We start from the raw sequence: 23,801 nt of genomic DNA on the forward strand, positions 1-23,801 counted from the left end.
CGCACATCACCCTGCAGCACATCCCGGCCGACCTCGCCGCCGGTTACGTCGAGGAGTTCTTCCGCATCCTCGCCCCCGGCGGCGCCGCGGCGTTCCAGTTCGTCGACAGCCACGACGACAGCCTGCGCGGGCGCCTGTTCGGGGTCGCCTCCAATCGCTGGCTGAACCCGGTGCGAAGGGTCCTCTGGCGCAGTCGCGACGTGTTCGAGATGCATGCGCTCGCCGAGCAGCGCGTGCAAGCGCTGCTCGCGGCGCAGCCGCACCTGCGCCTGCTCGAGGCGATCGACGACGGCGCCGCGGGTGCCGGGTGGCGCGGCCGCCGCTGGCTCGTCGTCAACGATGCGCCGCCGCCCGTGTTGGCGCAGTGCGCCGGACATCCGCTGTATGTCGATCCACGCGACGCGCATATCGGCGCACCGCTGCTCGCCGGCGTGGCGCACGATCCGCACCTGCTCGCCGTATTGCGCGAACGGCTGCGCGAAGGCGACGTCGTCGTCGATGTCGGTGCCAACATCGGCTCGATCGCGCTGCCGGCGGCTGCACTGGTCGGTCCGCGCGGCCGGGTCGTCGCGGTCGAGCCGATCGCCGCCAATCGCGTGCTGCTCGCGCGCTCGGCTCAGTACGCCGGTTTCCGCCACGTCGACGTGGTCGCTGCCGCCGCCGCGGACCGGGACGGCGAAATCGTGCTGCGCACGCACCCGTCCACGTCCAACAGCGCGACGCCGCCCGCCTCGGGCGAGCGCCTGAACGCGCCGGATGGCGGGTCGGTGCGCGTACCCGCTCGTGCACTGGATGGCCTGCTCGCCGGCCTGTCGCGGCTCGATCTCGTGAAGATCGACGTCGAAGGCATGGAACCCCTGGTCCTGCGCGGCATGGCGAACCTGCTCCGGCGGTTCCGTCCCGCCGTATTGGCCGAGTTCCATCCGTGGGCGATCGAGCGTGCGACCGGTACGTCGCCGGAGGAGTGTCTTGCCGCGCTGTTCGCACTGCACGAGGCCGCCGTAATCGTGCATCGCGACGGCACGCGCGAGCGCTGTGCGGACCCCGCCGCGGTCATGGCCGCGTGGCGTCGCGTGAACGACGCGGCCGGTCTCGCCGGCCGCGTGCACCTGGACCTGCTGTTCGCCGAGTGAGCGGTGGTGCGCGCTCAGTGCGCGCCGAATACGACGCGCTCGCTGAAGTCGATGCCTTCGGGTACCACCACGAGGTCCGCATCGATGTGGTCGAACCACTGCGCGTACAGCGCATAGAGCTTGCGTTGTGCGTCCAGTTGCTTGCGCATCTCGGCGGGAAGCGCCGCGCCGGCGCGCCCGAACGCGTCGCCGATCTTCGCGTATACCTCGCCGCGCATGCGCGTCGCGATCAGGGTGCCGTCCGCGGTCGCGGGGGCGGCGAGCGCGGCTTCGAGCCGCGGCGCTTCGTCCTTGCCGAATGCGACGCCGATGGCGTTCGTCGTCATGGCGACGTCGAGGTCGACCTTGCCGGCGATCTGCGGCGGCAGCGCTGCGGCGGGGAGCGGCACGGCCTTGCCGTCGGGCAGGATCGGCACGCCCGCGAGCGCCGGCGAGGTCATCTGCGCGAGGCTGGCGAGCAGAGCCGGGTTGCCACTGCCGAGCAGGAACGTGCCCGCGACATCCGGCACCGATTCCTCGCCCGGGTTCCAGGAGAAGCGGCTGATCGTGATGCGCGCGGCAGTCAGGTCGCCGAGCGGGGGCGGGATCGTCTGCTCGAGCTTGGCCTTCGCATCCGCCATGTCCTGGTTGATCGAGGCGAGTTCCGCGCAGCGGAACGGCGCCTTGGCCACGGCATCGGCTTGGGCGACGAAGAAGTCGCGCGCCTTCAGCACCGGCATGGCCATCGCGAAATCGAGCAGCGCGTCGTCTCGGACAGCGCCCGTCAGCGGCACGGCTAGCGCCGAAAGCGCCTTAGCGAGTGCCGGCTCGAGATCGATGCGTGCATGCATCGTCATCTGCTTGGCATCGAACTCGCGGTAACCGAACGCGAAGCGCGGCGCCTTCGCCGCGAGCGCATCGATTTCCTCGCGGCAGGTCGCGTCGAGCAACTTCGCCGCGTCGAGCTGCGACGCCTTGGTCGCGATCATCGCGACGAGCCGGCGCGTATCGACCCAGCCGCTGCCGTACGGCAGGTAGCCGCGTGCCTTGTTGAACTGCGCGAGTGCGTCGGGGTCGAGGATCTCGGCGGGCCGGTCGATGCCGAGCAGCCTGCGTTCGAGCACTTCGTCGGCGGCGCCCGGTGCGAGCGCGATCACGAGATGCTTGCCTTCGACCGCGAGCAGGCCGCGCACTTCATCGGCACCGAAGATGCGGACCTCCTGTTCGCCGATCCGTTTGCTGTCGAGTGCCTTGCCCGAGCCCTGTTCGATACGGGCGATCATCGCGCGGAATGCCTCGGGGTCGGAGAGCTCCAGGCGCATCACCGGCCACAGGTCGACACCGTAGAATGCGACGTGCCCCTTCGCGTCGAAACCGAGTTCGCGCCATTGCTCGGGCGTGCTGCGCCCACGCACTTCGGCGAGAACCGCGGTCAGTACCTTCGCCGCATCGGCGTCCTCGGCCTTCTTGCCGACCTCGGCGAGCATCTGGTCCATCATCTCGGTGAACAGCGGCCACGCGCCCTGCATCTGCTCGCGCCAGTGCGCGATCGCGGCGTCGGGCGTCGGCTCGACGTTGGCGAACAGGTACGGCGTGTCGGCGGGCACGAACGCGAGCGGAGCGCTCGTGTCGACGTTCTTGCCGCAGGCGGCCACGACTAGCGAAGTGGCGAGCGCGAGGTGGCGCAGGATCCGTGTGCGCAAAGGCATGTGCAGGCTTCCCCAGGGTGAAGCCGCGAGTCTAGCAGGGCGACCGGCGCCGCCGCCCCCAGCCCGGATCAGTGCGGAGCGAGCAGTTCGGCGAGCACCGCCATGCGCGCATGGATGCCGTTGGCGACCTGTTCGAGGATCACCGACCGGGGGCCGTCGGCAACCTCGTCGGCGATCTCGATGCCGCGGTTCATCGGCCCCGGATGCATGACGATCGCATCGCGCTTCGCACGCGCGAGGCGCGCGCGATCGAGGCCGTAACGCGAGAAGTACTCACGCTCGTCGAGGCCCGGGAGGTGCTCGATGCGTTCCTTCTGGATACGCAGCATCACGATCACGTCGACATCGTCGAGCGCGGCGTCGAAGTCGTCGACGAGGCTGCAGCCGGGGAATTCGTCCGGATCCGGCAGCAGCGCGGCCGGGCCCCACAAGCGGATCCCCGCCGCCCCCAGCGCACGCCGGCCGTGCACGGCGGAGCGGGCGACGCGCGAATGGCGGATGTCGCCGCAGATCGCGACGGTGAGGCCGTCGATGCGCTGCTTGTGGTCGCGGATCGTGAGGAGGTCGAGCAGGCCCTGGGTCGGGTGGGCGCGGTTGCCGTCGCCGGCGTTGAGGATCGCCGCGCGTCGCGCGTGCGCGGCGAGGCGCGCCGGCGTGCCGTTCTCCTTGTGGCGCACGACGAACGCGTCGGTGCCCATCGCCTCGATCGTCGCGAGCGTGTCTTCGAGCGTCTCGCCCTTGCTCGTGGAAGAACTCGCGATGTCGAAGTTGACCACGGTCGCGCCGAGGCGGCGCGCGGCGAGTTCGAAGCTGGTGCGCGTGCGCGTCGAGGCTTCGAAGAACAGGTTGACGATCGTGCGGCCGGCAAGCAGCGGCAGCGACGTCGCGCCGGCGCGGAACTGTGCGCGCAACGACACGGCGCGCTCGAGCAAGCCCTCGATGCGTGCGCGGCCGAGGCCGTCGAGCGTGATCAGGTGGCGCAGGCGGCCTTCGGCGTCGATGGACGGGTCGGACATCGGCAAATCCCCTTTGCGGTCAGGATGCGCGGCCGCGCGCGTGCGCGCCGGCCAGCCAGTTTTCCAGGATGATCTGCGCCGCGAGCGCGTCGATCACCGCGGCATCCTTGCGCCTGGCCGCACCGCTCGCGCGCTGCGCGGCGAAGCGGCGCGCGGCCTCGCGCGAGGTATTGCGTTCGTCGACGAGGTCCACGGCGCGCGCGTAGCGTCGGCGCAATTCCTCGGCGAACGCGCGCGCGCGTCGGCTCATCGGCTGCTCGCCGCCGTCGAGCGCGAGCGGCAGACCGACGACGAGGTCCTGCGGCTGCCATTCGGCGACGAGCGCATCGAACCGCGGCCAGTCGCCGGCGGCGACGGCGGCGATGGGCCGCGCGGTCGCGGAGACGCGGTTGCCGACCGCGACGCCGATCAGGCGCGTGCCGACGTCGAACGCGAGCGCGGTGCCGGAACCCGTCGTCGACGACGGATCCTCAGGCGTGCCCGGCATAACTCGCGAGGTGGAACAGGTTCACGCCGACGAGTCCGGCGGCGGCTTCCCAGCGGTCCTCCAGCGGCGTCTCGAACAGCACGCGTTCGGTCGCGGGTGCGGTGAGCCAGTGGTTCTCGCACAGCTCCTGCTCGAGCTGGCCCGGGCTCCAGCCGGAGTAGCCGAGCGTGACCACCGCGTGGCGCGGGCCCTTGCCCGCGGCCATCGCGACGAGGATGTCGCGCGAGGTGGTCACCGCGATCTGCTCGGATATGCGGAACGACGACTCCCAATCCCCGCCCGGCGAATGCAGCACGAAGCCGCGCTCGGGCTGCACCGGCCCGCCGATCAGCACCGGCGCGTCGACGACGTCCGCGAAGTCGGAATGCATGTTCATCTGCGCGAGCACGTCGCCGAGCCGGTATTCGGACAAGCGATTGATCATGAGCCCCATCGCACCATCCTCGCCGTGCTGGCAGAGGAACGCGACGCCACGCGCGAAGTTCGGGTCGCGCAAGGTCGGCATCGCGATCAGCAGCTGGTTCGTGAGGGGCGTGGTGTCGGCCATGGTGCGATTGTACGCGAGCGGCGCGAGCGGGCCTAAGGACGCGCTGAACGGAAATCCGGACGAGGAGGGGAAAGCAGCTACGGCGCGGCCGCGGCGCGCACATCCGGCATGGCCACCGCCTTCAGCGATTGCGCAGGATGTCGCCCGGAAGGAACTGCCAGGTACGACTGATGTAGAGCTCGTCGACCTGCTCCTTGCTTTCGGGCAGGGCAGGGAACGGTTCGGCGAGGCGCACGATGCGGATCGCCGCGTCGTCGAGCACCTTGTGCCCGCTCGACTGGATCACGTCGACGCTCTTCACGTTGCCCTTGCGGTCGAGTCCTACGGTGAGCACGAGCTGCCCGTGCAACTGGCGCCGGCGCGCCTCGTCGGGATAGTTGAGGTTGCCGATGCGTTCGATGCGCGCGACCCAGGCGCGCATGTAAGCGGCGAATTCGTATTCCTGGGTGTTCGCCGAGATGTACTTGCGCTTGGGGCGCTTTGCGTACTGTTCGGCCTCGTGCTGGATCTCCTGCGCGAGGCGCGCCATCTCGAGCTTGCGCTGGTCGGTCTCGCGCTCTTCGCGATCGGGCTCAGGGTCCGACTCGGGCGATTGCCGGTCGGTCGTGATGCGATAGGTCGACTGGCGTTGGGTGAGCATCTCGGCCGGGCTCGGCGGCGTCGGCCGCGGCGCGCCGTCCTCGAGCGGGATCGGCGCGACGCCCGGCGTCGCTTTGGGCACCGGGCCGGAGAGCGTCTGCGACGGGCGATGCGGCCGGTCGGCATCGCCGCCGCCGCTGTTGCTCGCCTGCGCAATGAAGTCCGCCTTGTCCGGCTTCTCGCTGTTGGCCGACTGCACGAGTATCACGTCGAGCGAAGGCAGGCGCGGCGGCGCCTTCTCGAACTCGAACGTGATGCCGAGCGCGAGCACCGCATGGGCGACCGCGGAAAACAGCAGGGTGACGCCGAGGCGATCGGCGCTGCTGGCCGTCGGGTCGCTCATCAGGCGGAGGTGCCGGCTTCGAGCCGGTCGAAGAGGAGGCCGGCGATGTTGAGCCCGAACTGCGCGTCGAGCTCGCGTGCGCAGGTCGGCGAGGTCACGTTGATCTCGGTCAGCCAATCGCCGATCACGTCCAGACCAACGAAACGCATGCGGCGCCGGCGCAGCTCGGGGCCGACCTCAGCAGCGATCCAGCGGTCGCGGTCGGACAGCGGCACGCCCACGCCCTTGCCGCCGGCGGCGAGATTGCCGCGGAAATCATCGCCTTGAGGGATGCGCGCGAGCGCGTACGGCACCGGTTCGCCGTCGATCATGAGGATGCGCTTGTCGCCCGCGCTGATCTCCGGAATGAACTTCTGCGCGATCGCGAAGCCGCGGCCGTTGCCCGTCAGTGTTTCGAGGATGACGTTGAGGTTCGGGTCGCCATGGCGCGAGCGGAAAATGCTGCGCCCGCCCATGCCGTCGAGCGGCTTGAGCACGACCTCGCCGTGTTCGGCGACGAAGCGCCTGAGTTCCGCCGCGTCGCGCGCGATCGCGGTCGGCGGGCAGCACTGCGGGAACTGCAGCGAAAACAGCTTCTCGTTCGCGTCGCGCAGGCCGCGCGGGTCGTTCACGACCTCGACGCCATCGCGCTGGGCGAGTTCGAGCACCATCGTGTCGTAGATGAACTGCGCATCGACCGGCGGGTCCTTGCGGGCGAGGGCATGGCCGATGCCGGCGAGCGGCCGCCAGGCGCCGGCGCCGAGCGTGAACCAGTCGCGCGGGTCGTCGCGCACGACCAGCGGAGCGAGGCGTGCCCAGGCCGCGCCGTCGCGTACCGCGAGGTCGCCCTGCGTCATGTAGTGGAGGGAATAGCCGCGGCGCTGCGCTTCGAGCAGCAGGGCCAGGGTGGTGTCCTTCTTCGGGTTTATCGTGCCGATCGGATCCATCAGCACGGCGAGGCTACGGGTCATGCGGTCTTCCGGGATGCGCTGGGGGTCGAGCATAGCGGGGCAGCCGCGCGGGCGGCTGCGAACCGCGCCACGACGGGCCGGGAGCGTCACATTGCGCCGATTTTTGCTGTGCACAACGCCGGCGCAAGCGCGAAACCCGTCGCAACCGCAGGGCGGGTCGCATACTACACTCCGAACGCCTGCGAAGCGTCGTGGTCGGGCCGCGAACTTTCGTGGGTTCGTGCACTTACGCCAACAACTTGACAGCTTCGCTAGCTATGTTGGATAAGGGTTGCGGTCGCGTGGTGCGTCGGGTCCGGCGCGCTGAATTGCGCCGTTTCAGGCATGCGGCTTGCATGTCATGGCGACGCGTCCGATTTCGTGGCGATGGCCGCGGACTACAGAGGTCGAGTGGCGAGGGGGTTAGGTGGACGACACAAAAGAGGGCGGCCTGAACGGCGTCAAGGTCATGGTCATCGATGATTCGAAGACCATACGCCGCACTGCCGAAACCTTGCTGCGCAAGGAAGGGTGCGACGTCGTCACCGCGACCGACGGTTTCGAGGCGCTCGCGAAGATCTCCGACCAGCAGCCGCAGATCATCTTCGTGGACATCATGATGCCGCGCCTGGACGGCTATCAGACCTGCGCGCTGATCAAGAACAACCAGATGTTCAAGAACACGCCGGTGATCATGCTGTCGTCCAAGGACGGCCTGTTCGACAAGGCACGCGGGCGCATCGTCGGTTCGGAGCAGTACCTGACCAAGCCGTTCACCCGCGAAGAACTGCTCGGCGCGATCCGTCGCCACGTCGACGGAACGTGAGCCCGGAGTGCCATTCGGAAGGGGATGAGATGGCAGGCATGCGTACCAGCGCCAATGTCGCGACCGCGGCGATCCGCCGTGCGTGCGCGCGCCCGATGACGAGCCCCTGACATGGCCGCACAGAATGTTTCCGCGACGCCCTACGAAGTGCTCGCCGAGTACGAGCGCCGCAGCCTCGCGCATGCCGCGGGCGCGCCCGAGCAGGTCGATGCTCCCGGCTTGTGGCGCGGCATCGGCTTCCGCATCGGCGACCGCCATTTCGTCAGCAGCATCGCCGAAGTCAACGAAATCCTCACGCCGCCGGTGGTCACGCTGGTGCCCGGCGCGAAGAGCTGGCTGCTCGGCGTGGCCAACGTGCGCGGCAACCTCGTGCCGGTGGTGGACCTACGCGACTTCGTCGGTGGCGGGCGCAGCCCGACCACCGAGTCGACGCGCGTGCTGATCGTGCGCCAGCACGGCGGCAGCGAAGGTCTCCTCGTCTACGAGGTGCAGGGCCAGCGCAGCTTCTCCGAGGAGCAGCTGACCGCGGCGGTCGGCGAGTCGGACGAGCGCTACAACAGCTACGTCGGCGAGAACGTCCAGTTGGGCGAGGTGCAATGGGGCCTGTTCAGCATGGCGGCCCTCGTGCGCAGCGCCCATTTCCAGCAGGCCGCGGCATGAGATGTCCCGCACCGGCGACCCGCGCGGTCGGCGGTGAGAAGAACGATAGGGGGTGAAGTGTGAGTACTACGTCGGGTGCAGTCGGACTCGAGCGCGGCGGGCGTGCCAATACGGTCCTGTTCGTCGTGCTGGGATTGCTGTTCGTCTTCGCGATCGTCGATTTCGGCTTCCTGTACTACCAGAACGTGCAGGACCGAAAGGCGGTCGCGTACACGACGCAGATCCAGGTGTCCTCGCAGCAGCTCGCGAAGTACGCCGCGGAAGCCGCGGGCGGCAACGAACTCGCCTTCCAGGAACTGAAGAGTACGAGCGAAAACATCGACGCCTACGTCACCGCGCTGAACCAGGGTGACAAGACCGGCATGCGCGGCTACGCCGGCAAGCTGAAGGGCGAGATCGAGGCCCTCACCTCCGCCTGGAAGCAATTGCAGGCCGACGCGAAGAAGATCATCGACAACCAGGCCGTCGTCCTCACCGCGAATACCAACGCGAAGGACTTCGTCGACAAGGTGTCCGCGCTGAACTCGCGCATGAGCGAGGTCGTCAACATCCTGACCGACCGCAACGCGAGCGCCTCGCAGGTGTACATCGCTTCGCGCCAGATGCAGCTCGCCGACCGCATGAGCAACCGCGTCACGCGCATCCTCGTCGGCGGTGCCGACACGCAGTTGTCCGCGGACGGCCTCGGCCGCGATTCCCGTCTCTACCAGACGGTCGTCACGGGCCTGCTCGAAGGTGCGCCCGAACTCAACATCAAACCGCTCGACAACGCTGCCGCCAAGCAGATCGTCGGCGACGTCGCGCAGCAGTGGACCGCAGTCACCGAGCCGGTCAAGACGATCGTCGACTCGGCGCCGAACCTGCAGGCGGTGAAGGACGCGTCGGACAAGTCGTTCACCGACAGCCAGGACGTGCTGCTGCGCGCGGTCGCGGCGGCCCAGCGCATCGACGCGCAGTCCTCGAGCAAGAACCTCCTGAGTTTCCCCAACCCGATCTGGGGCGCCGCCGCGGCCCTGATCGCGATGCTGCTGCTGTTCTTCCTCGGCTTCAACCTCATCCGCGACCAGCGCCGCCGCCTGCAGCAGACCAACGAACTCAACCAGCGAAACCAGGACGCGATTCTGCGCCTGCTCGACGAGATGGGATCGCTCGCCGAAGGCGACCTCACGGTGAAGGCGACCGTCACCGAGGACATCACCGGCGCGATCGCCGACTCGGTCAACTTCGCGGTGGAAGCGCTGCGCAGCCTCGTGACGACGATCAACGAGACGGCGGTGCAGGTGTCCGCCGCGGCGCAGGAAACGCAGGCGACCGCGATGCAGCTCGCCGACGCCGCGCAGCACCAGGCGCGCCAGATCAGCTCCGCTTCCGTCGCGATCAACGACATGGCGACCTCGATCGACAACGTGTCGAAGAACTCCGCCGAAAGCGCGGACGTCGCGCAGCGTTCGGTGCAGATCGCCGCGAACGGTGCGCAAGTGGTGCGCCAGACGATCCAGGGCATGGATTCGATCCGTGACCAGATCCAGGAAACCTCCAAGCGAATCAAGCGCCTCGGCGAGTCGTCGCAGGAGATCGGCGCGATCGTCGAACTCATCAACGACCTCGCCGAGCAGACCAACATCCTCGCCCTCAACGCGGCCATCCAGGCCGCTTCGGCCGGCGAGGCGGGCCGCGGCTTCGCGGTCGTCGCGGACGAAGTGCAACGCCTCGCGGAGCGCGCGTCGGGCGCGACCAAGCGAATCGAAACGCTCGTGCAGACGATTCAGTCCGACACCAACGAGGCGGTCAGCTCGATGGAGCAGACGACCTCCGAAGTGGTGTCCGGCGCGCGCCTCGCCGAGGACGCGGGCCACGCGCTCGGCGAGATCGAGACGGTCTCGAACAATCTCGCGGCGCTGATTCAGGGCATCTCGACCTCGGCGCGGCAGCAGTCCGCCGCAGCGACCAACATTTCCGCGACGATGAACGTGATTCAGGAGATCACTTCGCAGACCTCGGTCGGCGCGAGCCAGACCGCGGAGTCGATCGGCAACCTGGCGCAGCTCGCTTCGGACCTGCGCCGATCGGTCGCCGACTTCAAGCTGCCGGGATGAGTCGAGACGCATGAAGCGACCCCTGATCTCCTTCCATCCATCCCGAGCGGGCACCCTTGCGGCGCCGCGCACGGCGCGCGCCGGTCGTCGCAGTCGAGGCTAGTGGCATGAAACTGTACGACGATGGCGAATTCACCGCCCTGAACTGGGTCAAGCCGGCGCTCGATGCGACGCTCGCGCAGGCGCGCGAATCGCTCGAGACCTACGTCGAGGAGCCCGACAACATCGCGCTCATGCGCGCGTGCGCCGAGCACCTGCACCAGGTGCAGGGCACGCTGCGCATGGTCGAGCTGTACGGCGCGGCGATGGTGGTCGAGAACATGGAGCGCCTCGCCGAAGCGCTCGTCGCCGACACGATCAAGCAGCGCGACGAAGGTTATTCGGTGCTCATGCGAGGCATGGTCCAGCTGCCGGACTACCTCGAGCGGCTGCAGGGCGGCCACAAGGACATTCCGATCGTCCTGCTGCCGCTGCTCAACGACCTGCGCGCGGTGCGCGGCGAGAACCTGCTGAGCGAATCGGCGCTGTTTTCGCCCGATCTCGCCTTGCCGCTCCCGGACGCCGCGGCGGGCAGCGCGACCGCGGTCGCGCCGGCCGACCTGCGCGCGCAGGCGCTGCGCCTGCGCCTCCCCGTCCCGGCCGCGCTGCTGAAGTGGTTCCGTGACTCGACCAACGGCGAGCACCTGCGTCGCCTCGTCGACGTTCTCGACCGCCTGCGCTCGATCTCGCACGGCGTCGAACCGCGGCGCCTGTGGTGGGTCGCCGCCGGTGTGGTCGAAGCGGTCGAGAACCGCGGGCTCGAGGCGAGCGTCGCGGTCAAGCTGCTGTTCGGTCGCGTCGACCGCGAGATCCATCGCTTCGCCGAGGGCGGCGAGGCGACGTTCGCGGCGAAGCCGCCGCGCGAGCTGGTCAAGAACCTGCTCTATTACATTGCGCATTCGGGCACGAACGGCGCGGCGCCGGGCCCGCGTGGCGCGGAAATCCGCCGCACCTACCGCCTCGACACGCTGCTGCCGACGCAGAGCGAACTGCAGCATGCGCAGGGCTCGATGACGGGCCGCAACAAGAACCTGCTCGGCACCGTGTCGGCCGCGATCAAGGACGACCTCGTGCGCGTCAAGGAAGCGCTCGACATCTTCCTGCGCGGCCACAACACCGATGCCGCCGAACTCGCGGCGCAGGCGGAAGTGCTCAATCGCGTCGGCGATACGCTCGGCATGCTCGGCCTCGGCGTGCCGCGTCGCGTCGTCGGCGAGCAGCGCGAGATCATCGAGGAGATGTCGCAGCACCGCCGGCCGGTCGACGAGGGCGCGCTGCTCGACGTCGCCGGCGCGCTGCTCTACGTCGAAGCCTCGCTCGACGACCACATCGAACGGCTCGGCGACGGCGGCGATGCCGAAGCGCCGAGCGGCGGCGAACTGGAGCTGCCCAAGGCCGAGGTGCGCCGCATCCTCGATGCGCTCATGCGCGAGGCTGCGGTCAACATCCAGCAGGCCAAGCAGGACATCATCGCATTCATCGAGTCCCCATGGGACCACCAGCGCGTGCAGCAGATCCCGCGGCTCCTGGAGGAGATCGCCGGCGCGCTGCGCATGCTCGGTCTCGCCAACGCGGCCGAACTCATGACCGCGGTCGTGCGCTTCGTCGAAGTCGAGCTGATCGCGCACAAGCGCGTGCCGACCGCGGAGCAGATGGACAAGCTCGCCGACGCGCTCGCCGCGATCGAGTACTACCTCGAAGCGACGCGTGAACAGCGGCGCAACCGCGACAAGATCCTCGACGTCGCGCGCGAAAGCCTCGAGGCGCTCGGCTACTGGCCGCTGCCGCCGGCGGAACTGCGCGAAAAGCCCGTGCCCGCACCGGAGCCGGCTGCGCGCGTCGCGCCGGTCGCCCCGGCGCCGGTGGCATCGCCGATGCCTGCGCCCGCGGCCCCCGATCCGGGCATCATCGACCATCCGGCCGCCAATGCGACGCCGACCATCGACCTCCTGCCTGGCCGCGACCTGCATGATCTCGTCGTCGGCGAAGCGCGCCAGGCCGAGCCCGAATCGCACGACATCTCCGGCCTGCGCCTCGCCCAGACGGACGCAATCGGCGGCGCGGCGGCGGAAGAGGGGCACTGGATCGAGATCGAGGAAGAGATCGAGGAAGAAGTCGCCGCGGGCGAACAGCCGCTCGCCGGCTTCGAAGGCGCGGCCGCCGAGGAAATCGACGAAGACATCCGCGAGGTCTTCCTCGAGGAAGTGGACGAGGAGATCGCCAACCTCAGGAACCAGCTGCCGGTGTGGAAGCGCGACACCGGCAACATGGAGGAACTGAAGCCGATCCGCCGCTCGTTCCACACGCTCAAGGGTTCGGGCCGCCTCGTCGGCGCGCTCACCCTGGGCGAGTTCAGCTGGAAGGTCGAGAACATGCTCAATCGCGTGCTCGACCGCACGATCCTGCCGGGCGACGCGGTCGTCTCGCTGGTCGACCATGCGATCGCCACGTTGCCCGCGCTGCTCGCCGCATTGCGCGGCGAGCCCGGCGCCAGCGCGAACGTCGCCGGCATCATGGACACCGCCGATCGCGTCGCTGCAGGCGAGGATGCGCGCGTGCCCGCGGCCGTCGCCGGCACGCGTACCGTCAAGCGCACCGTGCGCCGCCGCGTTCCCGCGCCGGCGCCGGAACAGCCCACGCTCCATGCCGACGTTCATGCCACCGCCATGCTCGCAGGCGATTCCGCGGCACCTGTGGCGGCGCGTCCGGCGTCGGCCGAAGTGGTCGCCGGCCCGCTGCCGAACATCGATCCGGTCCTGTTCGACATCCTGCAGAGCGAAGTCGCCGCCCACCTCGGCGTGGTCGACGAGTACATCGCTCATTGCGAGCCCGAAGCGATCCGCGCGAGCGAATCGCTGCTGCGCGCCGTACACACGCTCAACGGCGCGATCGCGATGGTCGACATCCCGTCGATCGGCAACGTGCTCGCGCCCCTGGAAACCTACATCAAGCGCCTGCGCGCGGCCGATCGCGCCCCGCTGCGCGTCGGTGTCGCCGCGATGCGCGACACGGCGGCGCTCACGCGCGACGTGATGCACCGCCTGGAGTCGGGTGACGCGAAACTGCCCGATTCCACTGCGCTCGCCGCGCGCATGGTCGCGCTGCGCGATTCGCTGCCGGAGCCGGAAGCCTCGCTGACGTGGTACAGCGACGTCGCCGAACTGCCGGCGGGCATCGCGGCCGAGCCGCTGCCGGCCGACGCCGGTGCGCCGCCGGAGCCGTTCGCCGAAGCCGCCGGGCTGTCCTCGGCACCGCACGGTGAACAGACCAGTGTCGACGACTGGCTGCGAGACGCCCACGAAGCCATCGCGATGGCCGATTCCGAGCTGCCGCCGCAAGCGCAGATCCCGGACGACCTCGCCGCTGCGCTGGCGGAATTCGAGAAGCTGCCGACGCTGCCGACGAGCACGCAGGAAGAGACGCCGGTGATCGCGCACGACGCCGCGATCGAGGCGATGTTCGCCGACCTGCCGGTCGAGGAAATATCGCTCGAGGAGCCGACGGTCGACGTGGAGCCGGTCGCTGCCGCGCCCGAGTTCGCCAACGTGCCGTTCCCCGATGCCGGTGAACTGCAGATCGAGGAAGTCGAGCTGGACTCGGGCGACGAGGATTTCGCCAACATCGACGAGGCCTTGCCGGCCGTGCCGGCGGACGAGCCCGAAGCCGCCGACACGATCTTCCTCGAAGAACCCGCCGCCGAAACCGCACCCGAGACCTCGGTGCGCGCGCCTGTGCCCGCGGCGCCCGCAGCGCCGGTAGCGCACGCGCCGCTCGGCGGCCGTGAGGCACCTCCGCTCGCGGACGATCCGCAGCCCGAGGGTGTGCTCGAGGCCGCGGATGCGGACGACGACCTGCTCGACATCTTCGTGACCGAGAGCGAGGACATCCTCGACCACGCCGACTCGGTGGTCGCGAGCCTGCGCGAGTCGCCGCACGATCGCGCCCACATCGTCTCGCTGCAGCGCGACCTGCACACGCTCAAGGGCGGCGCGCGCATGGCCGGCCTCGCGCCGATCGGCGATCTCAGCCACGCGATGGAGTCGCTCGTCGACGCGGTGAGCGATGGTCGCCTCGCCGTCGACCGCGCCGCGGTCGAATCGCTCGAACGCGGTTTCGACCGCCTGCACGTGTTCGTCCAGCGCGTCGCGCAGCGCAAGGCGCTGGCGATGCCGGTCAATGCAATCGCCCGTTTCGAGGCGCTGGTCGCCGGCGACGATCTTCGTGGCGGTGCGGCGCCGAGCCCGGCTCCGCAGGCGCCGGCCGAAAGCGCCGACGCCGGTGCGCCCGCGCCATCCGCCGCGACGCAGGCATCGCGTCCGGCACCACGCCACCTGACCACGATGGACCAGGAGGAGGTCGAGCGCGCGCCGCAGGAAATGATCCGCGTGCGCTCGGAGCTGCTCGACTCGCTGGTGAATTTCGCCGGCGAAGTGTCGATCTACCGCTCGCGCCTGGAACAGCAGATTTCCAACTTCCGCTTCAACCTCGTCGAGTTCGAGCAGACGGTCAACCGCCTGCGCGAGCAGCTGCGCAAGCTCGAAATCGAAACCGAGGCGCAGATCATCGCGCGCTACCAGCGCGAGCAGCACGACTCGACCAGCACGTTCGACCCGCTCGAACTCGACCGCTTCTCGCAGTTGCAGCAGCTGTCGCGCGCGCTCAGCGAGTCGGTGTCCGACCTGGTGTCGATCCAGGGCATCCTCGACGACCAGACGCGCCAGTCCGAAACACTGCTGTTGCAACAGTCGCGCGTGAGTTCGGAGCTGCAGGAAGGCCTCATGCGCACGCGCATGGTGCCATTCGATTCGCTCGTGCCGAACCTGCGCCGCACGCTGCGCCAGGCCGCGCAGGAAATCGGCAAGCGCGCCCAGCTCAAGGTCGACGGTGCGCACGGCGAAATGGATCGCAACCTGCTCGAGCGCATGAAGGCGCCGTTCGAGCACATGCTGCGCAATGCGCTCGCTCACGGCATCGAGAAGCCGGATGAGCGCACGGCCGCAGGCAAGCCGGCCGAAGGCACGGTCAACATTGCGGTCAGCCGCGAGGCGACCGAAGTGGTATTGCGCATCACCGACGATGGCCGCGGCATGGATCGCGACGCGATCCGCCGCAAGGCGATCGAGCGCGGCCTGCTCAAGCCCGACGTCCAATTGTCGGACCGCGACCTGTACGGCTTCATCCTCGAAACCGGTTTCTCGACTGCCGAGCAGGTGACCCAGCTCGCCGGCCGCGGCGTCGGCATGGACGTCGTGAACAACGAGATCAAGCAGCTCGGCGGTTCGCTCACGATCGACTCGAAGGTCGGGCAGGGCACCCAGTTCACGATCCGCCTGCCGTTCACCCTCGCCGTCACGCAGGCGATCCTGGTCAAGCTCGGCGAGAGCAGCTATGCGATCCCGATGTCCTCGGTGCAGGGCGTCGCGCGCATCGCGCACGACGACCTCGAGCGCCGCATCGCCGAGGGCAACCCGAAGCACAACTACGGCGGCGAGGAATTCAACATCTACGAGCTGTCGCAGCTGCTCGGCCTGCCGCGCCCGCGCTCGACCAGCGATGAGACGCAGGTTCCGCTGCTGATGACGCGTACCGGCGACCAGCGCGCCGCGGTGCGCATCGACGGCGTGGTCGGCTCGCGCGAAATCGTCGTCAAGTCGGTCGGCCCGCAGGTCAGTTCCGTGCCGGGAATCTTCGGCGCGACGATCATGGGCGACGGCTCGGTCGTGATGATTCTCGACCTCGCGCCGCTCGTGCGTCGCCTCGCCGCCCTGCGCGCGCGGATCGATGCGGGCGCGATCGAGGAGTTGCCGGCGTTCATGACGCCGGAGCCGGAACAGCCGTCGGACGTGCGCGCGAAGCCGCTCGTCATGGTCGTCGACGACTCGATCACGATGCGCAAGGTCACCACGCGCGTGCTCGAACGCGCGGACTTCGAGGTGCTCACCGCGAAGGACGGTCTCGACGCGCTCGAGAAGCTGCAGGAAACGGTGCCGGACATCATGCTGCTCGACATCGAGATGCCGCGCATGGACGGCTACGAACTGGCGACGTACATGCGCAACGACTCGCGCCTCCGCAAGGTGCCGATCATCATGATCACCTCGCGCACCGGCGAGAAGCATCGCCAGCGCGCGCTCGAAATCGGCGTCGAACGCTATCTCGGCAAGCCGTACCAGGAAGACGATTTGCTGCGTCAGGTCCAGGAAGTATTGAGGCGCGAACGTGTCTAGCTCATCCGGCGTCGCCGTCGCGTTGTTGTACGAGTCGAGCGCGCGCACCGACCACCTGCGCGACACGCTGACTGCAGTGGGCGCGCCGATCGTGTACGAAGCGGCGGCCGCCGCGCTCGATCGCGACGCGCTCGCGCGCTCGCACGCGAACGTCGTGATCGTCAACCTGGAGGACGAGGACAGCGCCGACCTCGACGGCGTGTACGCGCTGCTCGACGACGCCCGTTACAAGGTCGTCTTCAACGACAGCGGCGTATCGAGCGGCCTGTCCGGCTGGGACCAGGCGCGCTGGATGCGCCACCTCGCGGCCAAGGTGCTCGGCGAGGGCGATCTCGATCCGCCGCGGCCGGCGGATGCAGAGCCCGTGCCGCCGCGCAAGCCGACCGCAGAGCGACCCGTCGCCGAAACGGCACCGGCCGAACCGGTCGCTGCAGCACCCGTGGTCGCGCCGCCGCCGCCGGAGCTGCCCGCCGAGCCCGCGCCCGCGGAGGTGCTCGCGACGTCGCCGGTTCCGTCGTTCGACCCGACCGAATTCATCGACCTGCTGCGCGCCGACGACGTGCCGACTCCGGCGATCGCCGAGAAGACACTGCCCTCGATCGAGTTCGACGCGCCGGTCGAGGAGAGCATCGAGCTTTCCGGTATCGACGACCTCCTTTCCGACTTCGACGTGAGTGCGCCGGAGCCACTCGAGGAAGCGCGGCTCGACGAAGAGTTCGTGGTCGAACTGCCGCCGGAAGACATTCCCGTGGCGAGCGGCCTGCGCCCGATCGAACCGTCCGACGCGCCCTCCGAAGAACCGCCGCCGGCGGAGGACTTCGGCCTCGACTTCGATTTCGACCTCGACCAGGCGCAGCCGGCGCAGGCAGCGCCGTCCGCGTCCGGCGAGAGCAGGACGATGCCGGCTGCAGCGGCGATGTGGTCGCTCGAGGACATCGACGACGGCGCCAAGCCGGAACCCGTGCCGACCGGACGTGCCAACTTCGGCATCGAGAAGATTACCGCGGCGGAATACCTCACGCCCGAAGGCGGCGACGAGGCGGCGCAGCCGCCGATTCCCTCGCTGTCCGATCTCGCGCTCGAGCTGATCCCGATCGAGGAAGCGGTCCAGCCGACGGCCGAACGGCCTGACCACGAGAACTGGCTCGATCCGGACAAGGTGACGGCGAAGATCCAGCGCGTATGGGTCCTCGGCGCCTCCGTCGGTGGCCCGGAATCGGTACGCGAGTTCCTCGCCGACATTCCGCGCGATCATCCCGCGCTGTTCCTGCTCGCGCAGCACCTCGGCGACGAATTCGTCGACATGATGGCCAAGCAGCTCGCGCGCGTGACGCCGCTCACCGTGCGCACCCCGTCGCATGGCGAACGCGTGGCACATGGCGACATCGTCATCGTGCCCAACTCGCATCGCCTGCAGGTGGACCCGATGGGCGTGGTCGTGCTGGAGAAGCTGGCGAGCGAGCCGGCCTACAAGCCCTCGATCGACCGAGTGCTCGAAGACGTCGCCAATCGCTACGGCGCGGCGGCGGGTGCGATCATCTTTTCGGGCATGTCCGACGACGCGGTCTCCGGCTGCGTGCACCTCGCGGGCCGCGGCGGCAAGGTGTACGCGCAGTCGCCGGAAAGCTGCGTGGTCAGCACGATGGTCGAAGGCGTCAGCGAAACGGGCGTGGTGAGCTTCTTCGGTACGCCGAAGGAACTCGCCGAAAAGGTCCTGGCGGACAAGGCATGAGCGCGCGCATCGCGCCGCCGGGTGTCGCCAGCCGCATGGCACGTGCGCCGCATCGCGGCCGCGTTTGCGCAGGGGAATGAGAAATGGCCGAGCTACCGCGTGAAATCCGTGGCGTCATGGTGCCGATCACCGAAGGCCGCGTACTGCTGCCGAATGCGACCGTCGCCGAGGTGATCAGCTACACGCGACCCGAATCGATTCCGAACGCCCCGGCCTGGCTGCTCGGCCGCCTGCCGTGGCGCGGATGGCGCCTGCCGCTGTTCTCGTTCCCTATGCTCACCGGCCAACTTGCCGACGAGAGCCGCACCAATGCGCGTGTCGCGGTGCTGAAGGCGCTCGGCGGCAGTGCGAGCATGCCGTTCCTCGCGCTGCTCGCGCAGGGATTCCCGCGTCTGACGACGATCACCCAGGAACTCCTGATCCCGACCAGCGACGAGCACCCGCACGCCCCCGGCGTGCGCGCCGAAGTGCTCGTGCGCGACGACCGCGCGATCATTCCGGACCTCGACGCGATCGAAGGCATGGTCGCGCGCGCGCTCGCGGTCTAGCAGGATGTTGAAAAAAGGCGCTATCCAGCGCTTTTTCGACTCAGCGAGTCCGGCGCATGTCCGGACTCGCTTCCGCGATTCAACGACGTGCGTCGTCGACTCGCGAGCGATCCATCCCTGGATCGCGTCCGCAGGCTGTTTTTCAACAGCCTGCTAGCCGCGCGACGCGTCAGTCCGCCAGCCGCACCACCGCGCTGCGGCTGCCCAGGTCGTGCCAGCCTCGCCGCTCGCGCTCGAACAGACACCAGAAGAAACCCAGCCCGAACGCGAGCAGCGACACCAGCGCGAGCGCGAAGCGCAGCAGCGCACGCGGCCACCGCAGCGGAGCGCCGTCGGCCGACACCACGCGCAGGCGCCATGCCCGCATGCCGATCGTCTGACCGCCGCGCACCCACGACAGCACGAAGTAGCCTGCGGTCACCGCGAGTAGCGCGACGCGCAGGGCGTTGCGAGAGAGCGACGAGGGATGTGCGACATCGACGTCGCCGTGCACGACGAGCATCGCGAGTGCGACCGTGAGCATCCAAAGGCCGATCAGCGGGAACAGGTCGTAGAGGGCGGCGGCGAGACGCAGCCAGAGGGGAGCCGGGGTCGCGGAAGGCATCGTCGCGCGGGTTGGAGTGACGACGGCTAGCGTCGCGGTTTAGGCTCGAGGGCGCAAGCCAGCTGGAATCGTGCACGGATGAACCGTCCCTCCACTTCGCGGCACGCCGCGGCGGCGACGCCGCCCGCCCGCCGCCGCGGTCGCCCGCCGGCAGCCGGTGCGGCGCCGGCCGACGCCGCCCTCATCGATTTCTTCCTCGAGCGGGCATGGTCCGAACTCGGCCTCGCGGCGAATACGCTCGCCGGCTACCGGCGCGACCTCGTGGCGTATTCACGCTGGCTTGCCGCGCGCGGCCGCGATTTCGCCAGCGGCGACCGCGAGCACGTGCAGCGTTACCTCGGTGAGCGTACGCACGCGGGTGGCGCGGCCGGTGGCGGCTACAAGGCGCGCTCGAATGCGCGCCTCTTGTCCGCGCTGCGTCACTTCCACCGGTTGCTCGTGCGCGAGGGCCGCCTTGCGGCGGATCCGACCCTGCTCGTCGACGCGCCCAAGCTGCCGCGCGGGCTGCCCAAGGCGCTCTCCGAAGCGGACGTCGAGAGCCTGCTGCGCGCGCCCGGCGACGGTCCCCTCGGCCTGCGCGATCGCGCGATGATCGAGCTCATGTACGCGACCGGCTTGCGCGTGAGCGAACTGGTCGGCATCAGCGCGGCACAGGTGAACCTGCGCCAAGGCGCGCTGCGCGTGGTCGGCAAGGGCGGCAAGGAGCGCCTCGTGCCGCTCGGCGACGAGGCGGCGCACTGGTTGCAGCGCTACGTCGCCGAGGCGCGGCCGGCGCTGCTCAAGGGTGCGCGCAGCGACGCATTGTTCGTGAGCAATCGCCGCAGCGCGATGACGCGGCAGATGTTCTGGACGCTCGTCAAGAAACACGCGCTCGCAGCGGGCATCGCGCCGTCGCGGATTTCGCCGCACGTGCTGCGCCATTCGTTCGCCACGCACCTGCTCAACCACGGGGCGGATCTGCGCGCCCTGCAGCTCATGCTCGGCCACGCGTCGCTGTCGACCACCCAGATCTACACGCTGGTCGCCAAGGAGGGCCTGAAGCGGCTGCACGCGCGCCACCATCCGCGTGGCTGAACGGCGGCGGCGACCTGTTTCGCTTTCTCCGGCAGCGGGTGCGTGAGACAATCCCGCGTTGGCCCGGGAACCTCGGTGGCCGTGGCGTGGTCCACGAACCGACGTGTCGGTAGGCGCAAGCTTTTGCCGCCTCCGCCGGTCCGCCATTCGTCCGTCTCTTCGCGCGAGGTATCCATGCGTTTTCCGTTACTTGCATCCGGCCTGCTGCTGGCCTCCCAGGCGTTCGCGGCGACGCCCGCCGAGGATACGGTGCGCCAGGCGCTCGCGCAGATCGCTCCTGGCGTGACGGTCGACGCCGCACAGGAGTCCGCGGTGCCCGGCTTCTACGAGGCGATCGCCGGCGGCGAATTCGTCTACGTCAGCAAGGATGGCCGCTACCTCCTCAACGGCAGTGCCTTCGATGTCGCGGCCAAGCGCGACCTCACGCAGATCTCGCGCGGCAAGGTGCGCAAGGCGGCGCTCGACAGGATCGGCCCGGACAAGCGCATCGAGTTCGCGCCGCTGGCGCCAATGACCTCCAAGCACACCGTCACCGTCTTCACCGACGTCGACTGCCCGTTTTGCCGCCGCTTCCACGAGCAAATCGCGCAGTACAACGCGAAGGGCATCACGGTCGATTACCTGTTCGTCCCGCTCTCGATCCATCCCGGTGCGGACAAGAAGGCCGAAGCGGTGTGGTGTTCGCAGGATCGCCCGAGCGCGTTCACCAAGGCGATGGCAGGCCAGGATCCCGGCAAGGCGACCTGCCCGAACCCGGTCGCCGAACTCACCCAACTCGCGCAGGCGCTCGGCATCGGCGGCACGCCGACGATGCTCGCCGCCGACGGCACGATGATCCCGGGGCAGATCGCGATGTCGCCGGACCGCCTTGCCGCCGAACTCGACCGCATGGCGCAAGCCAGCGCGGCGAAGAACTGAGGACTCCGTGATGAACCAGCGTCATATCGCCGCCGCCGCGCTCGCGGCCGCCGCTTTCACCCTCGCCGCGCACGCCGCGGAATCGCCCGGGGACGCCGCAGCGCGCAAGGCGCTCACCGAGCTCGTGCCGCAGGCGAAGGTCGATTCGATCGAGCAGGCGCCGCTGCCGGGTTTCCGCCAGATCATCGTCGGCGGCCAGATGGTGTACGTCAGCGACGACGGCAAGTACCTCATGCAGGGTGCGCTGTACGACACCATGAACAAGCGCGACCTCACGGCTGCGCGCCTCGCGGTCGAGACCAAGCGCAAGGTCGACGCGGTGCCGGCGGACAAGCGCATCGTATTCGCGCCGTCGGGCAAGCCGAAGTACAAGGTGACGGTGTTCACCGACATCGATTGCGGCTACTGCCGCAAGCTGCATTCGCAGGTCGCGGAGTACAACCAGCGCGGCATCGAGCTCGATTACCTGTTCTTCCCGCGCAGCGGCCTCAACACGCCGTCCTACGACAAGGCCGTGTCGGTGTGGTGCGCGAAGGATCGCAAGGGCGCGTTCACCGCGGCCAAGAGCGGTGCGAATCCGGCGCCGCTCAAGTGCGACAACCCGGTCGCCGAGCAGTTCACGCTCGGCGCCCAGGTCGGCGTGAACGCGACGCCCGCGATCTACGCGCCGGACGGCACCCACATCGGCGGCTACATGCCGCCGGACGAGATGCTCGCGCGCCTCAAGTCGCTGGAAACGCCCGCCCTCGCCGGCAACTGAGTCGCCCGCGTCCGATGCCACGACGCCCGGCCTGGCCGGGCGTCATCGTTCAGGGCTTGCACACGTCGATCCGGCCGCCATCGGCTACAATGCGCGGCTCCCCATCGCCGCTCGCGCCATGATCGCCCTCGACGGCCTGCCCGCGCTTTCCCCGTTCCGCATCGATCGCCTCAACGCCGATCTCGCCAGCCAGGTTCCCCGTACGCGCGTACGCGCGACGCGGCACGTCTACTTCGTCGCCGCCGAACCGGGCGCGACGCTCGATCTGCCGCACCTGTGCGAGGTCCTCGAGGCAGCCGCGCAGCCGGCGCAATCGGCCTCGCTGTGGATCGTGCCGCGGCTCGGCACGCGCTCGCCGTGGTCGAGCAAGGCAACCGACATCCTCGTCGGCTGCGGTTTCCCGGTCCATCGCATCGAACGCGGGCTCGCGTTCGATCTCGACGGCACGCCCGAGCGTGGCAGCGAGGCCTGGGATCGCCTCGCGCGCATCCTGCACGACCCGATGACGCAGTCGGTCGTCGATACGCTCGACGCCGCCGCGCGCGCGTTCGACGCAGGTTCCGCGCAGCCGCTCGCGCGCGTCGCGCTCGGCAGCAATGCACAGGCCGCGCTGGAAGCCGCCAATGCGCGCCTCGGCCTCGCCCTCGCCGGCGATGAAATCGCATATCTCGCCGACCGCTACGGCGAACTCGCCCGCGATCCGTCCGACGCCGAACTCATGATGTTCGCGCAGGCGAATTCCGAGCACTGCCGCCACAAGGTGTTCAACGCGTCATTCACGCTCGACGGCGTCGCCCAGGCGAAGTCGCTGTTCGCGATGATCAGGAATACGCACCAGCAGTCGCCCGCGCACACGCTGTCTGCCTACCACGACAACGCGGCGGTCATCGAAGGCAATCCTGCGCGCCGCTTCTTCGCCGACCCCGCCGACGGCGTGTTCCGCGCGCATGCCGAAGACGTGCCGTACGCGATCAAGGTGGAGACGCACAACCACCCGACCGCGATCTCGCCGTATCCCGGCGCATCGACCGGTTCAGGTGGCGAGATCCGCGACGAGGGCGCGACCGGGCGCGGCGGCAAGCCGAAGGCGGGCCTGGTCGGCTTCAGCGTATCGGACCTGCGCATCCCGGGCCTCGCGCGGCCATGGGAGCGCGAGCGGCCGCTGCCGCCGCGTTTCGCCAGCGCGTTCGAAATCATGCGCGACGGTCCGCTCGGCGGCGCCGCATTCAACAACGAATTCGGCCGGCCGTGCCTCGGCGGGTACTTCCGCGCATTCGAGCAGGACACCGGCGTGCCGGGCGTGCGGCGCGGCTACGACAAGCCGATCATGATCGCCGGTGGCCTCGCCAACCTGCGCGCGCCGCACGTCGACAAGCGCACCCTGCAGGACGGCGATGCGGTGATCGTGCTCGGCGGCCCGGCGATGCTGATCGGGCTCGGCGGCGGCGCGGCTTCGTCGGTCGCGGCGGGCTCGAGTTCCGAGCAACTCGATTTCGCCTCCGTGCAGCGCGACAACCCCGAGATGCAGCGGCGCT

17 protein-coding genes and 1 pseudogene are annotated in these 23,801 nt (G+C 69.2%); 11 read left to right on the top strand and 7 right to left on the bottom strand.

The features are described from left to right. Positions 1-1,133, top strand: a 1,133-nt coding sequence (locus tag ACTHK2_RS18315; protein ID WP_440247174.1) for an FkbM family methyltransferase, incomplete at its 5' end; no start/stop codon positions are given. A 14-nt stretch (positions 1,134-1,147) separates the two neighbouring features. Here ACTHK2_RS18315 and ACTHK2_RS18320 read toward each other — a convergent pair. The 6 genes from ACTHK2_RS18320 to gshB all read right to left on the bottom strand — a co-directional run bounded on the left by ACTHK2_RS18320 (position 1,148) and on the right by gshB (position 6,803). After that, the gene (locus ACTHK2_RS18320; protein WP_440247175.1) at positions 1,148-2,821 is read right to left on the bottom strand and encodes a hypothetical protein; all 1,674 of its coding nucleotides are present in this window, start codon (positions 2,819-2,821) and stop codon (positions 1,148-1,150) included. A 68-nt stretch (positions 2,822-2,889) separates the two neighbouring features. Then, positions 2,890-3,837 (bottom strand): aspartate carbamoyltransferase catalytic subunit, encoded by a 948-nt coding sequence (locus ACTHK2_RS18325; protein WP_440247176.1) that lies wholly within the window; start codon positions 3,835-3,837, stop codon positions 2,890-2,892. Between the two features lie 19 nt (positions 3,838-3,856). Beyond that, entirely contained in the window at positions 3,857-4,324 is a 468-nt protein-coding gene (gene ruvX / locus ACTHK2_RS18330; RefSeq protein ID WP_440247177.1) for a Holliday junction resolvase RuvX, read from the bottom strand. After that, on the bottom strand, positions 4,308-4,871 hold the full coding sequence (locus ACTHK2_RS18335; protein ID WP_440247178.1) for a YqgE/AlgH family protein: 564 nt from the start codon (positions 4,869-4,871) through the stop codon (positions 4,308-4,310). Before ACTHK2_RS18335 ends, ruvX begins: the two co-directional genes overlap by 17 nt. A gap of 121 nt (positions 4,872-4,992) precedes the next feature. Next, positions 4,993-5,853 carry an energy transducer TonB gene (locus ACTHK2_RS18340; protein WP_440247179.1) on the bottom strand — a complete coding sequence of 287 codons (861 nt, stop codon included), beginning with the start codon at positions 5,851-5,853 and terminating at the stop codon, positions 4,993-4,995. Next, positions 5,853-6,803 carry a glutathione synthase gene (gene gshB / locus ACTHK2_RS18345; protein WP_440247180.1) on the bottom strand — a complete coding sequence of 317 codons (951 nt, stop codon included), beginning with the start codon at positions 6,801-6,803 and terminating at the stop codon, positions 5,853-5,855. The genes ACTHK2_RS18340 and gshB overlap by 1 nt, the downstream gene beginning before the upstream one ends. A gap of 448 nt (positions 6,804-7,251) precedes the next feature. Between gshB and ACTHK2_RS18350 the strand changes: the two genes are divergently transcribed. The 6 genes from ACTHK2_RS18350 to ACTHK2_RS18375 all read left to right on the top strand — a co-directional run bounded on the left by ACTHK2_RS18350 (position 7,252) and on the right by ACTHK2_RS18375 (position 18,910). Continuing rightward, complete coding sequence (locus tag ACTHK2_RS18350; protein WP_331651329.1) at positions 7,252-7,608, top strand: response regulator; 357 nt, start codon at positions 7,252-7,254, stop codon at positions 7,606-7,608. Positions 7,609-7,719: 111 nt separating this feature from the next. Continuing rightward, positions 7,720-8,268: a chemotaxis protein CheW gene (locus ACTHK2_RS18355; protein ID WP_440247181.1), complete on the top strand. Its 549-nt coding sequence runs from the start codon at positions 7,720-7,722 to the stop codon at positions 8,266-8,268. Between the two features lie 59 nt (positions 8,269-8,327). Next, complete coding sequence (locus ACTHK2_RS18360; RefSeq protein ID WP_440247182.1) at positions 8,328-10,364, top strand: methyl-accepting chemotaxis protein; 2,037 nt, start codon at positions 8,328-8,330, stop codon at positions 10,362-10,364. A 107-nt stretch (positions 10,365-10,471) separates the two neighbouring features. Then, positions 10,472-16,630, top strand: coding sequence for an Hpt domain-containing protein (locus ACTHK2_RS18365; protein WP_440247183.1), 6,159 nt, complete (start codon positions 10,472-10,474; stop codon positions 16,628-16,630). After that, the gene (locus tag ACTHK2_RS18370; RefSeq protein WP_440247184.1) at positions 16,623-18,362 is read left to right on the top strand and encodes a chemotaxis protein CheB; all 1,740 of its coding nucleotides are present in this window, start codon (positions 16,623-16,625) and stop codon (positions 18,360-18,362) included. The genes ACTHK2_RS18365 and ACTHK2_RS18370 overlap by 8 nt, the downstream gene beginning before the upstream one ends. Positions 18,363-18,445: 83 nt before the next feature. After that, a complete protein-coding gene (locus tag ACTHK2_RS18375) occupies positions 18,446-18,910 on the top strand; it encodes a chemotaxis protein CheW (RefSeq protein WP_440247185.1) in 465 nt (154 codons plus the stop codon). A 169-nt stretch (positions 18,911-19,079) separates the two neighbouring features. Here the strand turns inward: ACTHK2_RS18375 and ACTHK2_RS18380 are convergent, their stop codons facing one another. Beyond that, positions 19,080-19,514 (bottom strand): RDD family protein, encoded by a 435-nt coding sequence (locus ACTHK2_RS18380; protein ID WP_440247186.1) that lies wholly within the window; start codon positions 19,512-19,514, stop codon positions 19,080-19,082. Between the two features lie 78 nt (positions 19,515-19,592). Here ACTHK2_RS18380 and xerD point away from each other — a divergent pair, with 78 nt between their 5' ends. From xerD to ACTHK2_RS18400, 4 genes and pseudogenes are all read left to right on the top strand, one after another. Next, positions 19,593-20,588 (top strand): site-specific tyrosine recombinase XerD, encoded by a 996-nt coding sequence (gene xerD / locus ACTHK2_RS18385; protein WP_440247187.1) that lies wholly within the window; start codon positions 19,593-19,595, stop codon positions 20,586-20,588. A gap of 174 nt (positions 20,589-20,762) precedes the next feature. Beyond that, positions 20,763-21,506 carry a DsbC family protein gene (locus ACTHK2_RS18390; RefSeq protein WP_440247188.1) on the top strand — a complete coding sequence of 248 codons (744 nt, stop codon included), beginning with the start codon at positions 20,763-20,765 and terminating at the stop codon, positions 21,504-21,506. Between the two features lie 10 nt (positions 21,507-21,516). Beyond that, positions 21,517-22,266 carry a DsbC family protein gene (locus ACTHK2_RS18395; RefSeq protein ID WP_440247189.1) on the top strand — a complete coding sequence of 250 codons (750 nt, stop codon included), beginning with the start codon at positions 21,517-21,519 and terminating at the stop codon, positions 22,264-22,266. Positions 22,267-22,384: 118 nt separating this feature from the next. Next, positions 22,385-23,801 (top strand): annotated as a pseudogene (locus ACTHK2_RS18400) (phosphoribosylformylglycinamidine synthase); the annotation flags it as partial.

Source organism: Dokdonella sp., from assembly GCF_051958935.1.
Taxonomy (GTDB): domain Bacteria; phylum Pseudomonadota; class Gammaproteobacteria; order Xanthomonadales; family Rhodanobacteraceae; genus Dokdonella_A.

What these genes read in the sequence shown, in the direction of transcription:
- ACTHK2_RS18320 (WP_440247175.1), bottom strand. Translation starts at nt 2,821, where the DNA reads ATGCCTTTGCGCACACGGATCCTGCGCCACCTCGCGCTCGCCACTTCG.
- ACTHK2_RS18325 (WP_440247176.1), bottom strand. Translation starts at nt 3,837, where the DNA reads ATGTCCGACCCGTCCATCGACGCCGAAGGCCGCCTGCGCCACCTGATC.
- ruvX (WP_440247177.1), bottom strand. Translation starts at nt 4,324, where the DNA reads ATGCCGGGCACGCCTGAGGATCCGTCGTCGACGACGGGTTCCGGCACC.
- ACTHK2_RS18335 (WP_440247178.1), bottom strand. Translation starts at nt 4,871, where the DNA reads ATGGCCGACACCACGCCCCTCACGAACCAGCTGCTGATCGCGATGCCG.
- ACTHK2_RS18340 (WP_440247179.1), bottom strand. Translation starts at nt 5,853, where the DNA reads ATGAGCGACCCGACGGCCAGCAGCGCCGATCGCCTCGGCGTCACCCTG.
- gshB (WP_440247180.1), bottom strand. Translation starts at nt 6,803, where the DNA reads ATGACCCGTAGCCTCGCCGTGCTGATGGATCCGATCGGCACGATAAAC.
- ACTHK2_RS18350 (WP_331651329.1), top strand. Translation starts at nt 7,252, where the DNA reads ATGGTCATCGATGATTCGAAGACCATACGCCGCACTGCCGAAACCTTG.
- ACTHK2_RS18355 (WP_440247181.1), top strand. Translation starts at nt 7,720, where the DNA reads ATGGCCGCACAGAATGTTTCCGCGACGCCCTACGAAGTGCTCGCCGAG.
- ACTHK2_RS18365 (WP_440247183.1), top strand. Translation starts at nt 10,472, where the DNA reads ATGAAACTGTACGACGATGGCGAATTCACCGCCCTGAACTGGGTCAAG.
- ACTHK2_RS18375 (WP_440247185.1), top strand. Translation starts at nt 18,446, where the DNA reads ATGGCCGAGCTACCGCGTGAAATCCGTGGCGTCATGGTGCCGATCACC.
- ACTHK2_RS18380 (WP_440247186.1), bottom strand. Translation starts at nt 19,514, where the DNA reads ATGCCTTCCGCGACCCCGGCTCCCCTCTGGCTGCGTCTCGCCGCCGCC.
- xerD (WP_440247187.1), top strand. Translation starts at nt 19,593, where the DNA reads ATGAACCGTCCCTCCACTTCGCGGCACGCCGCGGCGGCGACGCCGCCC.
- ACTHK2_RS18390 (WP_440247188.1), top strand. Translation starts at nt 20,763, where the DNA reads ATGCGTTTTCCGTTACTTGCATCCGGCCTGCTGCTGGCCTCCCAGGCG.
- ACTHK2_RS18395 (WP_440247189.1), top strand. Translation starts at nt 21,517, where the DNA reads ATGAACCAGCGTCATATCGCCGCCGCCGCGCTCGCGGCCGCCGCTTTC.